Source organism: Corynebacterium sp. LK2590 (assembly GCF_040946105.1).
Classification (GTDB): domain Bacteria; phylum Actinomycetota; class Actinomycetes; order Mycobacteriales; family Mycobacteriaceae; genus Corynebacterium.
Genome location: NZ_JAYWMH010000001.1, coordinates 1 through 18,442, shown reverse-complemented (window position 1 = coordinate 18,442; position 18,442 = coordinate 1). Strand labels below are relative to the sequence as shown.

13 protein-coding genes and 1 CRISPR repeat array are annotated in these 18,442 nt (G+C 60.5%); of the genes, 2 read left to right on the top strand and 11 right to left on the bottom strand.

Features of this window, described 5'->3' with window-relative positions:
• Positions 1-70: 70 nt before the first annotated feature.
• The 3 genes from VVR85_RS00065 to VVR85_RS00055 form a co-directional block, all read right to left on the bottom strand.
• Positions 71-1,240 (bottom strand): aromatic acid exporter family protein, encoded by a 1,170-nt coding sequence (locus VVR85_RS00065; RefSeq protein WP_368518952.1) that lies wholly within the window; start codon positions 1,238-1,240, stop codon positions 71-73.
• Positions 1,241-1,321: 81 nt separating this feature from the next.
• Positions 1,322-2,053: a hypothetical protein gene (locus VVR85_RS00060; RefSeq protein WP_368518951.1), complete on the bottom strand. Its 732-nt coding sequence runs from the start codon at positions 2,051-2,053 to the stop codon at positions 1,322-1,324.
• Positions 2,041-2,379, bottom strand: coding sequence for a hypothetical protein (locus tag VVR85_RS00055; protein WP_368518950.1), 339 nt, complete (start codon positions 2,377-2,379; stop codon positions 2,041-2,043). Before VVR85_RS00055 ends, VVR85_RS00060 begins: the two co-directional genes overlap by 13 nt.
• Before the next feature lie 253 nt (positions 2,380-2,632).
• Between VVR85_RS00055 and VVR85_RS00050 the strand changes: the two genes are divergently transcribed.
• Positions 2,633-3,994, top strand: coding sequence for an alpha/beta fold hydrolase (locus tag VVR85_RS00050; RefSeq protein ID WP_368518949.1), 1,362 nt, complete (start codon positions 2,633-2,635; stop codon positions 3,992-3,994).
• A gap of 53 nt (positions 3,995-4,047) precedes the next feature.
• Here the strand turns inward: VVR85_RS00050 and cas2e are convergent, their stop codons facing one another.
• The 8 genes from cas2e to cas3 all read right to left on the bottom strand — a co-directional run bounded on the left by cas2e (position 4,048) and on the right by cas3 (position 13,276).
• The gene (gene cas2e / locus VVR85_RS00045) at positions 4,048-4,416 is read right to left on the bottom strand and encodes a type I-E CRISPR-associated endoribonuclease Cas2e (protein ID WP_368518948.1); all 369 of its coding nucleotides are present in this window, start codon (positions 4,414-4,416) and stop codon (positions 4,048-4,050) included.
• On the bottom strand, positions 4,413-5,303 hold the full coding sequence (gene cas1e, locus VVR85_RS00040; RefSeq protein WP_368518947.1) for a type I-E CRISPR-associated endonuclease Cas1e: 891 nt from the start codon (positions 5,301-5,303) through the stop codon (positions 4,413-4,415). The genes cas2e and cas1e overlap by 4 nt, the downstream gene beginning before the upstream one ends.
• Before the next feature lie 34 nt (positions 5,304-5,337).
• Positions 5,338-6,045 (bottom strand): type I-E CRISPR-associated protein Cas6/Cse3/CasE, encoded by a 708-nt coding sequence (gene cas6e, locus VVR85_RS00035; RefSeq protein WP_368518946.1) that lies wholly within the window; start codon positions 6,043-6,045, stop codon positions 5,338-5,340.
• Positions 6,042-6,758: a type I-E CRISPR-associated protein Cas5/CasD gene (gene cas5e, locus VVR85_RS00030; protein WP_368518945.1), complete on the bottom strand. Its 717-nt coding sequence runs from the start codon at positions 6,756-6,758 to the stop codon at positions 6,042-6,044. Before cas5e ends, cas6e begins: the two co-directional genes overlap by 4 nt.
• 19 nt (positions 6,759-6,777) lie before the next feature.
• On the bottom strand, positions 6,778-7,929 hold the full coding sequence (gene cas7e, locus VVR85_RS00025) for a type I-E CRISPR-associated protein Cas7/Cse4/CasC (protein WP_368518944.1): 1,152 nt from the start codon (positions 7,927-7,929) through the stop codon (positions 6,778-6,780).
• 30 nt (positions 7,930-7,959) lie between these two features.
• A complete protein-coding gene (gene casB / locus VVR85_RS00020; protein WP_368518943.1) occupies positions 7,960-8,613 on the bottom strand; it encodes a type I-E CRISPR-associated protein Cse2/CasB in 654 nt (217 codons plus the stop codon).
• Positions 8,606-10,357, bottom strand: a complete 1,752-nt coding sequence (gene casA / locus VVR85_RS00015) for a type I-E CRISPR-associated protein Cse1/CasA (protein WP_368518942.1) — start codon at positions 10,355-10,357, stop codon at positions 8,606-8,608. The genes casB and casA overlap by 8 nt, the downstream gene beginning before the upstream one ends.
• 84 nt (positions 10,358-10,441) lie before the next feature.
• A complete protein-coding gene (cas3, locus tag VVR85_RS00010; protein ID WP_368518941.1) occupies positions 10,442-13,276 on the bottom strand; it encodes a CRISPR-associated helicase Cas3' in 2,835 nt (944 codons plus the stop codon).
• Positions 13,277-13,757: 481 nt separating this feature from the next.
• A CRISPR array of direct repeats spans positions 13,758-16,654; the repeat unit is 28 nt; unit sequence GGCTCATCCCCGCTTGCGCGGGGAACAC.
• 533 nt (positions 16,655-17,187) lie between these two features.
• Between cas3 and wecC the strand changes: the two genes are divergently transcribed.
• Entirely contained in the window at positions 17,188-18,441 is a 1,254-nt protein-coding gene (gene wecC / locus VVR85_RS00005) for a UDP-N-acetyl-D-mannosamine dehydrogenase (protein ID WP_368518940.1), read from the top strand.
• Position 18,442 lies beyond the last annotated feature (1 nt).

Here is an 18,442-nt window from a genome sequence, read left to right as displayed (position 1 = left end):
GAGAGTCGGTACGCCCGCACACTCTAGGGGCCGCTCGTAACCGCGCCTTGAATTTTAGCTTTCGACTAAGTTAACAATCGCCTTTCCAGACGTTGGGCTTGTAGCCCGGCGTCGGCGTGGTTGGGGTCAGCGCCGACGATGCCTCCTCGTGGGTATAGCCACACACCCCCATCAGGTCGACGAGCAGGGAGCGCACCTGTGCCAGCATGACCGTGGTGGAAATGCCACGGGAGATGTCCTGGGCGTGCACCAGCTCCACCCCGGTCTGGGCGGCCAGGCGGCGCAGGCCGGTGGTCAGCTCGGAGATCTTGGTCGAATCGGCGAAGTCCGGGTCGGTCAGGATGGCGTCGGAGAGCTGGGTGGTCAGCTCGGCGACATCGCGCAGCAGCTCGATGAGCTCGTCGGTGATGGGCTCGCTATCCAGCACCGCGACGTGCGCCCGGCGGGAGAGCACGCGCGTGTTGCGCATGGCGTTGTCGACGTTGTTGAGCAGCCCCAGCAGCACGCGCATGTCCTCGCGCTGCTTGACCAGCAGCGGGGAGGCGAAGACCACCTCGCGGGAGTTGTTGGCCTCGGCGATCATCTTGTTGATGTTAGCCTGGCTGCCGCGGGCGCGCTCCAGGGCGCGGGCGATGCCGGCGGCGTCGCGGGCGTGGGTGGCCTGCGCGACCTCGTCCAGGATGGAGCCGGTCAGCCCCAGGATGCGCGCGACCTCGCGGCGCCCGTTGCGCAGCGGCGAGGCCGGCACCAGCGCCATGACCAGCAGTGCGACCATGCCGCCGACCAGGGAGTCCACCATGCGGTCGGTACCCCCGGAGGTCTCCGGCGGCAGGATGGTGGCGATGAGCACCGCGGCGAAGGCCGCGTGATTGGCCACCAAGGCGCCGCGGTCGACGAAGGTCGCCAGGGCCACGGCGACGGCCACCCCGACCGCGATCTGCCAGGCGCCGGTGCCCACGAAGTAGATGAGCCCGTCGCCCACGCCGACGCCGAGGGTCACGCCGACGACCAGCTCCATGGATTTGCGCACGCGGTCCCCGGCGGCCGAGTAGACGATGACGGCCGACATCGGGGCGAAAAACGGCAGCGCGTGCCCGATGACGTAGTGCGAGAAGCCGAAGGCCAGGCCCGCCGCCAGGCCAATCTGGATGATATACATCCAGTTGGAGCGCAACCGCCCCAATCCCTGCCGGACTTTACCGATTGTCAGCGCCTTCGCCACATGCTTTGCTCGTGCCACACCCTAGATAGTAGCCCGCGCCCAGCGAAAACAAGGCATCGCGAGCGCCTTAAAATGCGCTTAAAGCCCTCCCCGGCACAGCTAGCGGTTCAGCGGCGTGCCCTGCCACCTAAAGCCGCGGTCCATAAGCAGGCTGCCGGTATCCGACGGGCGCAGGGTGAGCTGGTGGGCGGCATCGTCAAGCTGCAGCTGCCCGTCCACGAGGCGGTAGCGCAGGTGGTACTCGTCCGCGAATTCTTCGCCGGCGCCGAAGTTCTGCTCGTCGTCGGCCATCGGGGCCAGCAGGTACAGATCCAGGCGCGGGCGGCCCGGCTCGCTGTCATCGACCCGGTAGAAGCCGGCTTGCAGGTCCCCGTTGGCGCGGCGGACGGTCGCCCCCGCGAACTCGCCCGGGTCGGCGTCCAGCTGCTCGAGCGCCGGCCCGCTGGCCACCTGCTGCTTGCCGAGGGCCACGGTGGACAGGCGGGCATCGTCAAGCAATTGGGGCGCGGGCTCCGAGCTGTCCTGGGCGACCTGCCACACGCCAGCCAGATCCTCGTGGACCGTGGCGAACTGCCTGGGCACGAGCACAGCCGGCGCCACCAGACCGGCGACCAACAGCACGGCCGCCGCCACGGGCGGAACCCAGCGCGTAAACCTGTGCACCCGCGGCCACGGGATAAGCCGCGGAACCTGCATCTTCGGCACGGAACGGCCCAGCGCGAAGGCCAGCACGCGCGGCACCCAGGGCGCTAGGACGATAAGGAAGAGCACCATCTGGACGAAGGATCCCTGCTTGACCGGCACGTCGAAGGTCAAGTTCAGCAGCCACACCACCCGAGGGAAACCGCCCCGATGAGGCCACCCAGCCACGCCGTGCGCCGCCACAGCACGAGCGCCGCGGCGAGCAGCTCCACAGCACCGGCCAGAAACTGCACCCACGGGCTAAAGGCCATGAACGTCCACAACAGCCCCATCGGGGACTTCTCCCCAACCGTAATCAGCAGCTGCGGGTAATCGACCACCCCCATCTGCAGCAGAATCACCTTCGCCGCGGCATACGGCAAGACGAAGACAAAAATAACCACGTGGACGACAGCATGCAGCGCCCACCCAAACGTGCGCCACGGAACGCGGCGGAAAAAGGAAGTCGAAGTCATAGCCACAATCCCGCCACGCACCGCGACCGCGCAGAAGAGGGCGAGCACGCAATTTCACGGTAGGGCCCGCCCTACCCCCCCCGACTGAGCGCGAAAACCGCACGGGATCTGTCCATAGTTTTGCCATACAACGGTTGTACTTAGCATTTGCAACACTCATAATGACAGTTGCCGCGGGAACCTTTCACCCGCGGATCTCTTGTTTCTCGCATGCCTAACGAACGGCACGCCTACCTGGAAAAGGAATCCATACATGCTTGCATCCCGCCGCCTCACGCGGCCTATCCTGGCTTTTCTGCTCACGTCATCTTTGGTGGCCACCAACGTCAGCGCTCACGCCGCTCCTACTGCCGAGCTACCCGAATCCGCTCTGGGCCATGACGCTCTTTCCGATCCCGTTGCTGACCAGTCCCCCGACACTTCTGAGCAGGTCCGCGAAGCCGCGGATGAAATGAACCACAACTCGCCTAGCTTACACTCCCGTGGGGCCGACAAAAGCACTGGAGATGCCTACTCATCCTTCTACCACGACCCAGTGGACCTGGATGGTTCTTCCCCAGGACAATTGTTCCGGAATTCCTCGGTGCGAAACCCCCTAAACACGCTGGGCATTACCAACATCGGCCCTTACAAGGCGGAACGCATCCTCTACTCTTCCACCAACCGCAAGGGAGAGCCCATTCCAGTCAGCGGGATCGTCATCGAGCCGAAGAAGGATTGGATGGGGGACGGGCCACGTCCCGTGGTCGCCTACGCCCCCGGCACCCAGGGCGTAGCCGACCACTGCTCGCCATCGCGCAAAATCGCCGAAGGCGTGGGCGACTACGAACAGCTCTTCTTTGAAAGCCTCCTCAAGGAGGGGTACGCAGTGGTCTTGACTGACTATGAAGGACTTGGCACTCCCGGCCTGCATACCTACATGGACCGCCTCAGCCAAGCCCACGCCGTGCTCGATAGCGTACGCGCTGCGCAGCAACTAGACGGCTGGGATTTGGGCCCGGAGAATCCCGTTTTCCTCAACGGCTACTCACAGGGCGGCGGCGCGACCGCCAGCGCCGCGGAGCAGTATGACTCCTACGCCCCAGAACTCAACGTCAAGCTCGCAACAGTCGGTGCCGCCCCAGCAGATCTGACTCTTTTGCCACCAGCCCTCGACGGGACTACGTATTTCCTTTTCGAACTCTTCGCTCTACTCGGCCTGTCCCAGAGCTACGGCATCGATTTCAATGACCAGCTCAGCCCCCGCGGACAGAAAGTCCTCCGCAACGCCACAAACACGTGCACCTTGGGCCTCGGGCTCTATTCCGGACAGACCATCTCCGGGCTCACCGCCGACGGCGCTGACGTTCACGAGCTCATCGACACTGCTCCTTATAATCAGATTCTTGCGGAGCAACATATCGGCCACCGAGCCCCCACAGTCCCGGTAATCATCACACACAGCCGTGGCGACGACGTTATTCCCTTTGATACAGCCGAACAATTGGCGGCAGAGTGGGCCGACCGCGGTGCACAAGTCACCTTCCTCCCGAATGATGCTGGTTCGCACGTAGCTGGCACCATCCCGCACATTGATGCCACCCTTGACGCCATCAAAGCAGTACTAAACAGCTAACCGTCTCCTCTCACCTACCGCTGCCTAAGACTCACGGTCTGCACAGACTTTACTTAGGACGACCTGTTACCTCGGGTTTGTTTGTCATAAGCGGTCCGGAAGCGGCGGGCGTTAGACCACCCAGTTCTGCGCTGCGGCTTCTTCCGGCGGTCGGTAGGGCGCATCATGAGAGTCAGCCCATCGAAATCGATGGGCTTCCACTGGTGACGGTGGGTCCGAAATTCCATCCCCTGTTCGTTATTGGTGGAATACACGAGCAGGGCCCGACCGTCCTTACACAGCTCAACCGTCCGTTCCCACAGCAGCTCCCTAATCCGCGCGGTCGGCCGGCCGACGAAAACTCCCGGCGAGACCTCCATCAGCCACTTGGTGAGGTCGCCGCGCAACCCTGCGGGACAAGCGGATAAAACCAGTACCATCATGACAACTGCTCTTCCTCAGCCCAGTTGATTCCAGACGCGATGACCTCGAGCTCGCTCCACAGCAGTAGCTCCGCGTCATTTAAGAGCTCGTCATCAGGGACGTCGAACAGTGTCTTAAGGTCGCCGACCATACGAGGCATCAGTCGTTGCTCGACCACAGCGTCGCGCACGCGGCGGCGGACTTCGACGCTAGGCTGTCCACCCGCAGCTGCCACGGCATCAAATGCGGCGGGGATGGAGATTTCAGCCTTGTAAAGGTCCGCAATATCGTAAACAAACGAACGGTCCGTGCCCGTGTGAATAATGCCTAGGGCGGGGATGAATCCTAGGGCAGCAACGACGGCATGGGTGACCCCGTAAAGGGCCGCGGAACCTGCTGTCAGGGCCTGGTTAATCGGATCCGAAGAACTGAAATCACTGGGATCGTAAGATCGACGGTTCCAGTACACGCCGGTGCGTTTGGCCTCGGCCGCGTAGATCTTCTTCATCCTGGCGCCTTCCCTGCCGCGCAGCTGCGCCATGGTCAACCTACTCACGTCTTCACCGGCGAAGCGCATGGAATACATCGCCCTAGCGCAGTTCAGCCGTCGGCGCTGGTTGGTCACTACGGAAGCATGTATTTCAGCCATACGCGAGGACTTAGCAGGTGGCCTACCGCTCGCGTAGTAGCGCACGCCGCGCTCCCCGACCCACACGGTTGAGACCCCGGCGTCGCCGAGCAACGCCATGGCCGCGTACGTCACCCTGGTCCCTGGTCCCAGCAACAGCGCGGCGAGGTGCGTAGCAGGCAAATGCGCGATCCCGCGCCGGTCCTGGATGGTCAGAGAATTTCCTTCTCTATTTACCACTGCCCTTTCCACGTAGAGAAAGCTCAGCCGGTCTTCCATCCTCGACAGCGCGGTGCGCGCAATAGGTACCTCCCTAGGCGTTGGCATTGGTTCGGGCCCTGGCCAGAGTCATCAGGCCGCACCCGTAACCGCGCGCTCGCCCAATTCCTTGTGTCAGCGCCGCGCGCAAGAGATCTGGATCCGTAACTTCCAGGACACCCGCGAAACGAGCAGTCACGATGTGCACTCGAGCGCTGCTTCGACCACGACGGAAATCGAGAGTCTTACGCTCGATGACGGTGGGTACTTCGGTCGGATCCCAACGCTGCCGTTCTTGGTCTGATACTTCGTCACTAGCCCGGGGGGCGAGGCTAAAGCCACACTTGCCTGCCTTGTCATACAGCCATCCGAGCTGGTGCGGGACCGATACGTGAGCCTTAATCTTGCTGCGCTTGCCCTCAACTGTCTGGGCGAAGGTAGGGTTCGCCACCAGCTCGAAGTGCCAGCGCTGCCCCTTCTTGAGCGCCGCAAGAAAGCGGTCGTATTCAGCAATCTGTGCTGGACGAGTATCCCACCCGGCCTGCTCAACAATGTGCTGACCGGAGGACTTTTCCGGACCGACGATGTAGAGCGCGTGCTCATGACCGTTAGTGTCCGCACGCCACAGCACTCGGCCGGAAGACTCGTCCAGATCCGGCGGAAACGCCGCTCGGACGGCCGCGTGCATGGACTGCGGGTCTGTCAAAAGCTTGCGCCCCTGCCTCCTGGCTGGGTTAATCAGCACTTTCGTCAACGTTGTCATGCGTTCAGCACCGCCTCAAGGAAGGGATCCGCCTGCAGCTCGTTGGGCTCCAGGGGGTTGGTCAAGGTGGCGTAGTCGGTCTGGACGACCTCTCGCCAGCCATATTTTCGGTGTTCAGGGTTGTAGGAGACCGGCACGTCCTGGCGCGCGACCCCTACCTCACCCGCTTGGGCATCCCGGTAGATGGGCAGGGTCACCTGCTCGCCGCAGGTTTTCATGTGATTCTTGGTCGCATGCCATTTCTGGTGGCCCTGCAGCGCCTCGACCGCCGATTTATCCACGACGCCCAGGACCAGGTTGGGAGGAACAGGACACGAACGCCGCCCCATAAATAACGGGTAGACGGGATCATTGAGCGCCTCAACAAAGCCCTCCAGCAGTGACCGGTCCTCTGCCTCCACCGCGACTACGAAGGCCGCGTCCGACAGAAAATACCGGGTAATCAGCTTAGCGGATGCTTTGGGATCACGTTGCCACGGTTGCGCGGTCTGATAATCGCGCAGCAAGCTGCCGGATTGGTCGACGCGCACGGCAAGCCGCAGATGTGCAAGATCCTCGATCGGGTCGGTCCGTCGTCGCCCTTGGGCCGCCGCGATCAGACCGACGATGCCGGATTTAGACGGCGTCGGCGCCGTCGTTCTGGTGGCATACCGGGACTCATCGCCCCACGACTGCATCGGCCCCTTTAGCAAAAGCAAAAGAGAAGAAGTCATTGGCAAAAACTCCTAACCCTTAGCTTTCCAGAGCAGCGGAAACACGCTCTTGCAGCTCGCTGAGGGTTACTGCTTCTGCGATATCGGCGAAAGCTTCCCGAGCCTCTTCGAAGCCCAGCACGAATCCAGCCTTCGGCTTGAGGTCATACATTTCTTCGAAGCCCTTTTCCTCGGCCGCAAGAGCCTTGGCGCCGGCCACACGGAGGCTCTCTGCCTCAGTCGGCTCCACCGGCGATTCAAAAGCGGTGACCAGGGAAACCGGGCGGGTCTCACGAACCGCCACATAGACCAACTCCGGGAGCGTCTGGTTGGCAAACGTGTTGATCTTGCCGGTCGGCATCGACTTGATGAAGGCGTCGATGAACTGCCCCGCAGCAGTACGGGCCTCCTCCTCGGAGCCCAGGTTTTCAGCCAGCCCACCCAGATTTACCGTGGCGTAGCGGTACAAGGTCGACGACATCATCTGAACCGTGCCGATCATTCCCGCACCGGTTTCCTCTCCGGCTTCCGCGAGGTCGTCCACTGCGGTGAAGTAATCAAATTCCGGCGCGCTAGCGTGGATGCCCAGTGCATGGGCCACCTGGACTGCGGCGTCCACGTTGTAGGCAGCATCGTCAGCGACCATGCGCCCGAACATCGCCATGTCTACGGAGTGCTCAGTATCAAGGATTTCCTTGGCCTCGCCCTTCTTGATCTTTTCGCCATCAGCCTCAACGAGGGCCTTTACTGCGCGATCAATCTGGTGTGGGCTCAGGAAGATCAAATAGCTGGTTTGCGGGTAGTACGCGTCGTCCAGCTTCTCCTGCTGTTCCTCGCCGGCTTCTACTTCCTTCTTCAGGGAGGTGATCTTCTTCTTGTCGACCTCCGCCTTGATTCCGGCAGCTTTGAGAAGCTGAGTGACAGCTTCGATAGAGCGTTCCTTGTCCCAGCCCTCATGTCCTTGGAGGCCTTGCGCAATCTCCTGCGGGAGGCGCTTGGAGCGCTTGCCGACACTGTCGGGAGAAACATTGGACTCGAAGTACTTGCGGATGGCGCGCTTCCACGACTGCGAGGACACGCGCTGACGCGGCACGCCACCGTAGACGGCGGACTTCGGTGCCCCAGTGTCATCGCGGTTGATCAGGGACGGTGGAACGGTTTGCAGGGCATGGATATCGACGATGTAAGACATGGTTTTCCTTTCGAGAGGGAGGTAGTTTAGTTAGGACTTTTTGGGACGAAAGCTCGCACCGGCGGCGAAATCGCGTCCCCAGCGCAGAAGCACCCCTTGGCGACGCGAGGCTTCACCCTGTGTCGTAGAGGTCTGGAGCAGGACGCGGAGATCACTAGCGAAATAACCGTAGTGGAATGCCAATTTCGATGAACGCAGAAGCGTAATGAGCGATCTCAGCTGAACCATCCGGGAGGCTTCATCCCGTGCCAGCAGCATCGCGTCGAAGCGAGGCTTGATAGACCCCGATTCCCGGATGGCGTACATTCGTCCGCACGCCCAGGCGAAGCTATGCGTGGACACGTGTGCTTCGCTGGTTGCGCTCTGCATGTGAATACCGAACGCGACTAGGGCGTGGAACGCTGCCTTCTCGCTCGGCGAGAGGCTCGTTCCTTTGCCCAGCTCCCGCTCTTCCAGCGGTGGCTCCAGCAACAGCAGTATTTCCTCGAGAGCCAAAGGCTGTTGTTCTGGGGTACGTGAGGAGTATTTTCGCAACTGGGCTAGCGCGCCTCGGGCCCGCGCAGCCGCGGCATGATTAGGGCTGCGCAAATAGGCGTACTGCAAGGCTTCTACCGTCTTGGTAACCGAGGCGTGCAGGCCGGCTCGTTCTACGACCGGCTGAGCCACGTCTTGCGTTTCAAGCATGGACTTCATCCTTTTCTTCCGTCGAGTTTTGATCTTCTGGCTCGGGCACCGTCAATGGCAGGTCCTTCTTCAAACGACGTCTGAGAGCTTGGTGCAACGTACCAGCCGATACAATCCGTCCGTGCCCCTTTTCGTCCGCGTCTGTGATACGGCCGACAATGGCCTTTTGCCCTGCGCCTCGTACCAGTTCAACCGCCTGATCCAGCGCTTCTTCCAGAACAGCGAACTGCCACTGTCGGGCACGCTTGTCCACGTTTTCGGTATCGACGGTGGCTAACCAGTCGATGAACTTCGGCTCAAGACGAGAGTAGAGCCGATCCGCTGCGGCAGCGCCAAATTCATAATCACCTCCGGCCGCTACCAAAAGCTGGCCCGCGAACCATCCGACGCTCACGGCGGCAGCTCTAGTCTTCTCCACCGCTGTGCGGACGGCCTCGCGCACTCGCTTACCTGTGTCGTCCGTACGCAAGACAGCCAGCGGCAAACCAATGGACGTGCTGAAAGTGGTGCCCACCGAGGACTCTTGTGGCCCGTAAACCATAGAGACCAAAGCGAGATCAAGGACCCGCGTCTCCAGGTATCCGTCGGCGGAAAGATTCGCCAAGTTGCTGAGGGTGGCAGGCCGGATTGGCGCCTTTTCTTTCTTTGTGAAGCCAGCGTCTCCGGTCACGGCGACCAGGGCATCTAGCGATTTCCACATCGTACGGGTTTCATCGTAGGGCCGCGGGTAGTAGGCGTCCTCCGTCTGCGTGGACTGGTTAGGGCTGTACCGATACGGTGTCATTGGGTCGCCGAAGACATTCTTACCTGCTGCGGGGATTCGGTCCCCGTTGGCCAAGACGACTCGGCGGACTCTCCCACCCTCCACGTGAAGCCGGATCCGGCGGGCCTGCCACGTCGCTAGATCGGCGGCCCCCTGAGGCGCAGCCCCTTCCTTCGGATCCGATCCTGGCCGCTGGGCTGCCGAGTCCTGCGGGCGTTCCCACACGGGTAAATCCCCCGAGAGATCACGTGCGGTTGCGCTTTGGTTTACTGCCTCTGGGGCCGTATTAAGGATCAAAGTGTCGAGCAAACCATACGGGCTGAGAATCAACGTTCCCCCAGTCTGCCCCGACCACCCAGTGCCAATCGGGTAACCTTTCCCTCCTGTGACGCGTTCGTCACCGACCGCACCAGACTTAATACCGGAATAATCGTATGCTTGCGCATGAACCAACCATCGCGCAGCCTCGGCGAAGGACAAGGACTCCCGTTCCTCCGCCGTACGCATCGTAAATAAAGCACTCGCGGCCTCGGGCACGATCATAGAAACCGACTTGGTCCCGCCAGACTTCGTGTGCAAATCCGCGACCTGCATGAACGGCTGCTTGTCATCGAGCAGATCAAACCGGTCTTCGTAGGTCTCTAGATAGTCTAGAACTACATCGTCGCGACCCGAGTCACGCAGGAATTCCCGCGTTTCTTCGAACCATTCTCCCCAATCGAAGGAGTCATCTCTCCGCGAAGTGGGTAATGCTTCTGAGATTTCCTGGGCGTGGGCACGCCAGAAAATAGCTAGTAGGACGCGGATAACCGCATAATCCTGGGTAGGTGACTCCCCAACGATCTTCGCGACGCGTACGCGCCCATCAAAGATTTCTCTGACACTGACTACACGAGGATTTCCCTCCATATCCATACAACGAATCCACGGCACATCCAACAGGTTGAACGTCGTCGGTTTGGTATCGCCATTATCAGTCACGGTTGCCACCCTCCTTTCTGTACTTAGTTGTTTTTGTATTTAGGTTTGGCCTTGTTTGAAGAGGCACTTTCTAATCTAGAGCTCTCACTGGACCCTCCCCTCCGAACCATCGCTCAAGATTTCGATTCCTAACTCCCTGGTGTATTGAACTTTAAATCGTCCCAGCTCACAGCATCCTTCTTCATCAAGTTCTAGGGCTAACTGCCCACGAAGGATTGGGCTTTGTTGCCAGGTTGCTGGTGTGGACTGTTCAAGTTCCGTCACGACCGCATCGAAGTCCTGCGGCCGGCGCGTCATACGGGTAGGAAGGCGGACCGTCCCAGTTGCTAACTTTCGTGCTTGCCTAAACGGCAGCTCTTCCCCCGTGAGGATCTCAGTATCCGTCCCAAAAGGAAGGTAGCCATACTCTGTCGCGATAACCGGGATTGCTTCCACCGTTGGTTCAGCATCACGGACCATGGCCGCGCCCCGTTCCCCATCAGCGCCAGCGCTACGTGAACCGGCGTTCTCACTGACTAGCTGCTGAAACAAGCTGGAGAACTTCTTCGTGTCCGGCGGCGGTATCCGGAAGCTGGCCGATCGACTTTCCGCCCGTTTTCTCTTGGCCAAATCCTCGTTGCGGGCCCGACGTACTGCTTCGGCCCAGGCCTCTGGCACCGGCCAATCCTCGGCATATGCCTGCCGGACCAAGTCAGGTACATCCGCAGGGCGCTGGAATGAATCGGGAAGCGTCGCCAGCGTTGCGAGCAACAGAGCGTCGCCATAAATGGCACTTGCCCCACCATCGAATTCGGGTGCAGGCTCCCGCTCGAGGATCCCACGGATGAACACCTGCGGAGTTCTTAAACCACTTGGCCGATCCCCTCGCGGCCTGCGGTGGCGGTGGATTCGGCCCGCACGCTGAATCACTAGGTCCATGGGGGCGATATCAGTGATCAACACATCAGCGTCGATGTCCAAACTTTGTTCTGCCACTTGGGTGGCAACAACAACCTTTCGCCAGGGCCTGCCACTCCCCCTTTGCGCATGCGGGCCTAGCTCGGCCCGCAACCGGTCTTCTTTCTCAGAGCGCTGCCAAGCAATGAATCCAGCGTGGTGGAGTTCCACCTCTCTGGGAAAGGACACGCAAAGTTGTTGGTAGGCGGCTTGCGCCCGGGCAATCGTATTGACGATAACCAAGAGACAACCACCTTGTCCGACAAGCTCAGTCACCGTCGCGGTGAGAGTATCCAAGTCATCCTCGATGAAGTTGACCGCCACTACTTCATTTTCGGTTTTCTCCTCAATTGGAATTTGGGTGACCTCATCAGGGGTCGCCACGGTGATCAGGGGATAACTTGGGTCCTCGGCTTCCGTGATTTTTCCATCGGAATACGCTTCGAGAAGTTCCTTACGCCTCGCTGGTGGCAACGTTGCTGACATGACAATAACGCTTGCGCCGTAGTACGACAGCCAGCTAAGGGTGGTTTTCAAATAATTGGTCGAATACAGGTCGAAAGAATGCACCTCATCGAAAATGACCACCTTCCCTGCCAGGGCAATGTGCCTGAGCATTGAATACCGCTGCTGCAGGGCCATCATCAGGACTTGGTCGATTGTCCCCACGACGATGTTCGACAACAGTCCACGGCGTCGTCCACTAAGCCATTGCAATGCAACTACCGCGCCACTACCGTCGGAAAGTTCTGGTTCAATATCCCGTAGCTTTAAATCTTGAAAAGGCTGCGACAAGGAATTTTTCGAGTGAGCCAAGTACATCGATCGCACCTGCTGGTCCGTCGTATTTTTCGCCCACCGCACTGTCCTGTCCAGCAGGCCGTTCGCGGTCGCCATAGTCGGCGCCGCAAAGTACAGCCCCTGGGCGCCAGCCTTCGCTGCCAGAACCCGCGCTGCTTGCAAGGCAGCTTCGGTCTTGCCTGCACCGGTTTCAGCTTCTAGCACCATCATCACCGGGCCAGTAGTCTTTTTCGCCGAATCTACCATGGCCTTCTGCACTGGTCGCGCCGAATACTCACTAGGCCAACCAAACGCTCGCCGAAAACTAACATCCACGTCCACTGACGCGTCACTTACCGGATGCCAAGGCGCTGTGAGCTGAACCGCGCGCGCGGCCTGATCGACACGTTCTGCCTGCGAATCTGAACCGCTCAGGCTAAAGGCATCTTCATTGGAAGCGACCCAATCCGACATCACCACCAAACCTGTCAGCAACTGCAGGTCACGGGCACGACGTATCCCTTTTTTCCGCAGTTTATTTAGCACCACATCCACGTCAGTAAGCTTCGCAGTCGCTTCCAACAGCTCGCCATGGACTTTCCGCCACGCTGGAGGGTACTGAGCGATAATGAGAGCTACTCGTTCTGAAATTTGCTCACTCGGAATACCGTGGTGAGCATCAGCGACAGCGGCTACCGAGTTTGCTGAACGCCGCGAAAAGCCGCGCGTTTCCTCCAGCCAGTCACGGATTATTACACCGGATGCCACACTATGCGGCAGCTTGTCCACATTGAGCTCATCAACGCCTTGATCGAGACTAAGCCCTGCATCCCGCACACGTGAAACCAAGTGCCGCACATCTTCCCTGAGCTCAATCTGACTCTGAAACTTTCGTACACCTTTTCCCACGTCGTGTGAGGCAGCAAGCCAGAGAATAAGTTTTTCTAGCTCCTTCACCGATAGGCCGAGGTTGCCCGCCAGAATCCCCTTTATAGAGTCAGACAACCACACATGAAAAACCATGGATGCCGCGCATGCCGAGTCCCGCAAATGTTCCGGCAAAGTCAGAAAGTTGACCCCATCACCAGACTTCGCCCATAAACTCCGCGCTTCAACACTTCGCTCCGCAACCCAGCCATCAGCCCGTTGAGCAAGGTTAATGACCGGCTGCGGCAAGCCCCAAGGACTACGTGTCGACGTCATGGAAAACTCCATTTTCTTTGTGGGCCGCCATTTGATTTAACGACCTATACACTTGAAGATACAAGAATGAAGTACAATTGGCAACCGCCAAATATAACAAGTTGCTGATTTGCTTGCTGTTCGGCCTTGTCCACTGGTGCTACCCTTATTCATCGGGCTCCAAGCAAGTAATTCCCCAGATTAGGGATGAGCCATTGTTCTGTTCTGCGGAGCCCACTTCCCCGCTCCGGCGGGGCACCCAGCGCTCAACCCCGTTTAAGAATGGCGATACATAGGAAAGACGAGCGGGACTAAAGACATCCTTACGCTTGAAAGCTCGGAACCGCGCTAGACCGCGATACCCCTTCCGCCCCGCCCCACATTGTCACGTCTGTTTGCACGGCACACCGCTTTACTGGCTTCTTCCTGCCTCACTGAAACGACTTATCCCTGCTTGCCCGAGAAACACATCACCGTCGACGAGGTCTCCCGCGATCTCAAAGGCTTATCCCTGCTTACGCGAGGAACGCGCGACAAACTCGGTCAGGTATTTGCGCTCTGACGGCTCATCCCCGCGTGCGCGGGGAACACACATCAAGTGCCTGAGCCAACACCGCGTGAGCCGGCTCATCCCTGCTCGCGAGGGAAACGCACGTGGGGGATGGCGGCCGCGCCACGCTCGACGGGCTCATCCCCGCTTGCGCGGGGAACACGATACGGTCGACTAGCGGCGGCGGCGCGTCGTGGGCTCATCCCCGCTTGCGCGGGGAACACTTTAAGGTCAAGCGTGGAGTTATGCACGCCGGCGGGCTCATCCCCGCTTGCGCGGGGAACACCAGGCCGAGCAGGACGGCTACACCCCCGTACTCGACTCATCCCCGCTTGCGCGGGGAACACTGGAAAATGTGATTGTGCCTGTGCTGAAGAAAGGGCTCATCCCCGCTTGCGCGGGGAACACTAAAGATTCGTGTCCAGCGCGCTACACCGGCAAGGCTCATCCCCGCTTGCGCGGGGAACACTGCCCATCTAACCCACTGTCCTGGACAGGGGAGGGCTCATCCCCGCTTGCGCGGGGAACACGGAGGTATGTTGTGCCTATTTTGCAGGGGATGCGGCTCATCCCCGCTTGCGCGGGGAACACGTTTGTGGGGTGAGCAGGGAGAATTTAATCGGAGGCTCATCCCCGCTTGCGCGGGGAACACCCATGCTCGGCTACTCCTACGACGATTACACAAGGCTCATCCCCGCTTGCGCGGGGAACACGCAAGGCCAAGTGGTTTGCGTGGTCGGCGTTTGAGGCTCATCCCCGCTTGCGCGGGGAACACACACCGTCCGGGTTGCCCTCACCGACCTGGTAGGGCTCATCCCCGCTTGCGCGGGGAACACTGAAAGTTTCGACTGACATAACCCCTCCTCAAAGGCTCATCCCCGCTTGCGCGGGGAACACGGCCTCAAGCCCCAGCAAGCACTCCAGCAAGTCGGCTCATCCCCGCTTGCGCGGGGAACACGGCGTGGCAGAGAGCGGCGACGAGGTGGGCGCCGGCTCATCCCCGCTTGCGCGGGGAACACCGGCTGCGGGTCACGCCCTCGTCCACCCGGTAGGGCTCATCCCCGCTTGCGCGGGGAACACTCGACCGAGATCTCTACGCCCGCGGCCAGCTGCGGCTCATCCCCGCTTGCGCGGGGAACACCCGTCGACGCGGTACTGCGATTCCTCGCCGGGGGGCTCATCCCCGCTTGCGCGGGGAACACCTTTGACATGCACGGTAATGGCTTCCCCAGTGGGGCTCATCCCCGCTTGCGCGGGGAACACTAGCGGATGAACTTTGCGCCAAGACTCGAGCGAGGCTCATCCCCGCTTGCGCGGGGAACACACACGAAAAACAGCCAAACAAGCCGGCGCACGCGGCTCATCCCCGCTTGCGCGGGGAACACTGCGACGCCGACGAGGCGGCACCACTAGCCGACGGCTCATCCCCGCTTGCGCGGGGAACACACAATGCCAATTGGGTTAGCGGACATGACCGCGGGCTCATCCCCGCTTGCGCGGGGAACACCGTAACGGGGCGGTAAGAAAGTCGACCGCGGCCGGCTCATCCCCGCTTGCGCGGGGAACACTGAAGCCAAAGCCGTCGCCAGCTTTTGATTTCAGGCTCATCCCCGCTTGCGCGGGGAACACTCTGGCGGGTCGGCCTGTTCGCCTCTTGGTAGCGGCTCATCCCCGCTTGCGCGGGGAACACGCCTTGGAACGTGCCAACTCCACTTGGTATTGGGGCTCATCCCCGCTTGCGCGGGGAACACTCATTAGCTGCGCCACCGCCGGAGGTGAACATGGGCTCATCCCCGCTTGCGCGGGGAACACCAATAACGAACGTTGACTCCGCACCTTCCGCGGGGCTCATCCCCGCTTGCGCGGGGAACACCAGCAGCGGCAGATTAATGACGCCCGGGATTCGGGCTCATCCCCGCTTGCGCGGGGAACACGTTTGCCCAATAGCCCGCGAAGTACGAATCAAGGGCTCATCCCCGCTTGCGCGGGGAACACCCCCACACCACATTGGTTGGTGGCGGGGGCTTTGGCTCATCCCCGCTTGCGCGGGGAACACTGCCATTTTTTGGTTATGAGCCAGCCCCGTGGCGGCTCATCCCCGCTTGCGCGGGGAACACCTAATTTTGGTGAATCGCCAGTGTGGCCACGTGGGCTCATCCCCGCTTGCGCGGGGAACACACGCCCCGGAGGCGCGCTTTACGGCTGGGTCCGGGCTCATCCCCGCTTGCGCGGGGAACACCGGAGAAGTGGTCACCGACGAAGGGTCTGCATGGGCTCATCCCCGCTTGCGCGGGGAACACCGAATACTGGTCTCCCGCACTCAATCGTTGGTAGGCTCATCCCCGCTTGCGCGGGGAACACGACCCATGGGCCGTTTTTTGTAGCTTCCCAGCCGGCTCATCCCCGCTTGCGCGGGGAACACGCCTCGCGTAGGTAGTGGTAGGTGTTGTCGTTGGGCTCATCCCCGCTTGCGCGGGGAACACTTGCTTTGTGGGTGCGGGTGTGTGGGGTGGTTCGGCTCATCCCCGCTTGCGCGGGGAACACGGCGAGGTTGCAGAGCATGAGTGCAATGAGCCGGGCTCATCCCCGCTTGCGCGGGGAACACAACTCGCCTAAGCGCTTTGCGTTATCGTCGAACGGCTCATCCCCGCTTGCGCGGGGAACACCGCCGGCGCTGCACCGTGACTACAGCCTGGATGGGCTCATCCCCGCTTGCGCGGGGAACACGTGGACGTCCATCCGCTGCGCGAGGCGGACGACGGCTCATCCCCGCTTGCGCGGGGAACACGCCTTCGGAGACTTCGCCCCACGTTAAATCACGGGCTCATCCCCGCTTGCGCGGGGAACACCCCTTCGCGAGCAGCGAAAACTCGAGCCAACTTTCTATATTACATACGACTTCACGCGCCTAAAACCTGAATACCCCGGCTCTGCTTTGGCATGCGCTACAGATCCCTACTTTGGCTACAAGCCGCACTTCCCTACTATGACTACACCGCGCACTCTTGCAATAGCTTTCCCATCACAAGTTATGGAACTAATTGAGGCAAATCTGAAAATTGTTCACATTGCCTTTTAGCCGGACGTTTTCCGGAACGAATGTTCCCCCAGAGAACGTAGTCGAGCATAGAAGTGTCCATCAACCGCATAAGAGAGATACTCATACCCGACCACCTATTTCCCGTAGACCCACCGACCTTCTCGCTCCGCTCACCCCCAAAAATGTCACCCCTACATAAGCTTTAAATAAGAATTTACAACTTACCAAGCATTATTACTGCCACACGTGTAACATCCTTGCCGAGTCCCACCCCAGGTTTTGCCGGGCACGCCAGGATGAAACAAGCTTGCGTGCCCTTTACTTCTATTGCAAAGGATTTCCATGTCGAAAGCTCACGTCGCATTTGTCGGGCTTGGCTATATTGGCCTACCGACCGCCGTTGTTCTAGCTAATTCCGGTGTAGAAGTCACTGGTGTCGATGTCAACACACCCAACGTTGACCGCATCAACCGCGGCGAGGTAACCATCGTTGAGCCGGGGCTGGAAGAAGAGCTGCGCTCGGCACTGGAATCCGGCCGTTTCAAGGCCACCACGGAGCAGGTGCACGCGGATGCCTACATCATCGCCGTGCCCACGCCTTTTACTGAGTCTTACGACGTCGACATGAAGTTCATCTACTCGGCAGCCGAGGCCATCGCGCCGCAGCTGGAGGGCGACGAGCTGGTCATCCTGGAATCCACTTCCCCGCCGCTGACCACCAAGAAGATGGCCGACAAGATCCTCGAGCTCCGCCCCGACCTTGTCGCCGATGGCGCTGAGAATCCTGAGAACAAGCCGGTGGTCTACTTCGCCCACTGCCCGGAGCGCATCCTCCCGGGCAAGGCTATAGAAGAGCTGCGCACCAACGACCGCATCATTGGCGGCCAGACCCCGGAGGCAACGAAGCGCGCCACCGCCATCTATTCCTCCTTCTGCAAGGGCGAGCTCCTGCCGACCAACGACGTCACCGCGGAGATGGCCAAGCTGACCGAGAACTCCTTCCGCGACGTCAATATCGCCTTCGCCAACGAGCTTTCCCTCATTGCTGACAAGCTCGGCATCGACGTCTGGGAGCTCATCGAACTGGCGAACCACCACCCGCGCGTCAACATCCTGCAGCCCGGCCCCGGCGTGGGCGGCCACTGCATCGCCGTGGATCCGTGGTTCATCGTGTCGGCGGATCCGGAAAACTCGAAGCTCATCCACACCGCGCGCAACGTCAACGACGGCAAGCCGGCCTGGGTCATTAGCAAGGTCAAGGAGGCCATCGACCGCACCGGCGCGTCCAAGGTCGCCGTCCTCGGCCTCGCCTTCAAGGCGGACATCGACGACCTGCGCGAGTCGCCGGCGCTCAACATCGCGGTCGACCTGGCCGAAGAGCTGGAAGACACCACCTTCCTAGTCGCTGAGCCGAACGTCGACGAGCTGCCCAAGCGCCTCAAGGGCTTCGACAACGCGCAGCTTAGCGAGTACACCCGGGCAATCGACGATGCCGATGTCATCCTGCTGCTGGTCGACCACAAGGAGTTCAAGAACCTAGACACACAGCTGTTGGGCAGCAAGGAAGTCGTCGATACTAAGGGGATCTGGAAATAGG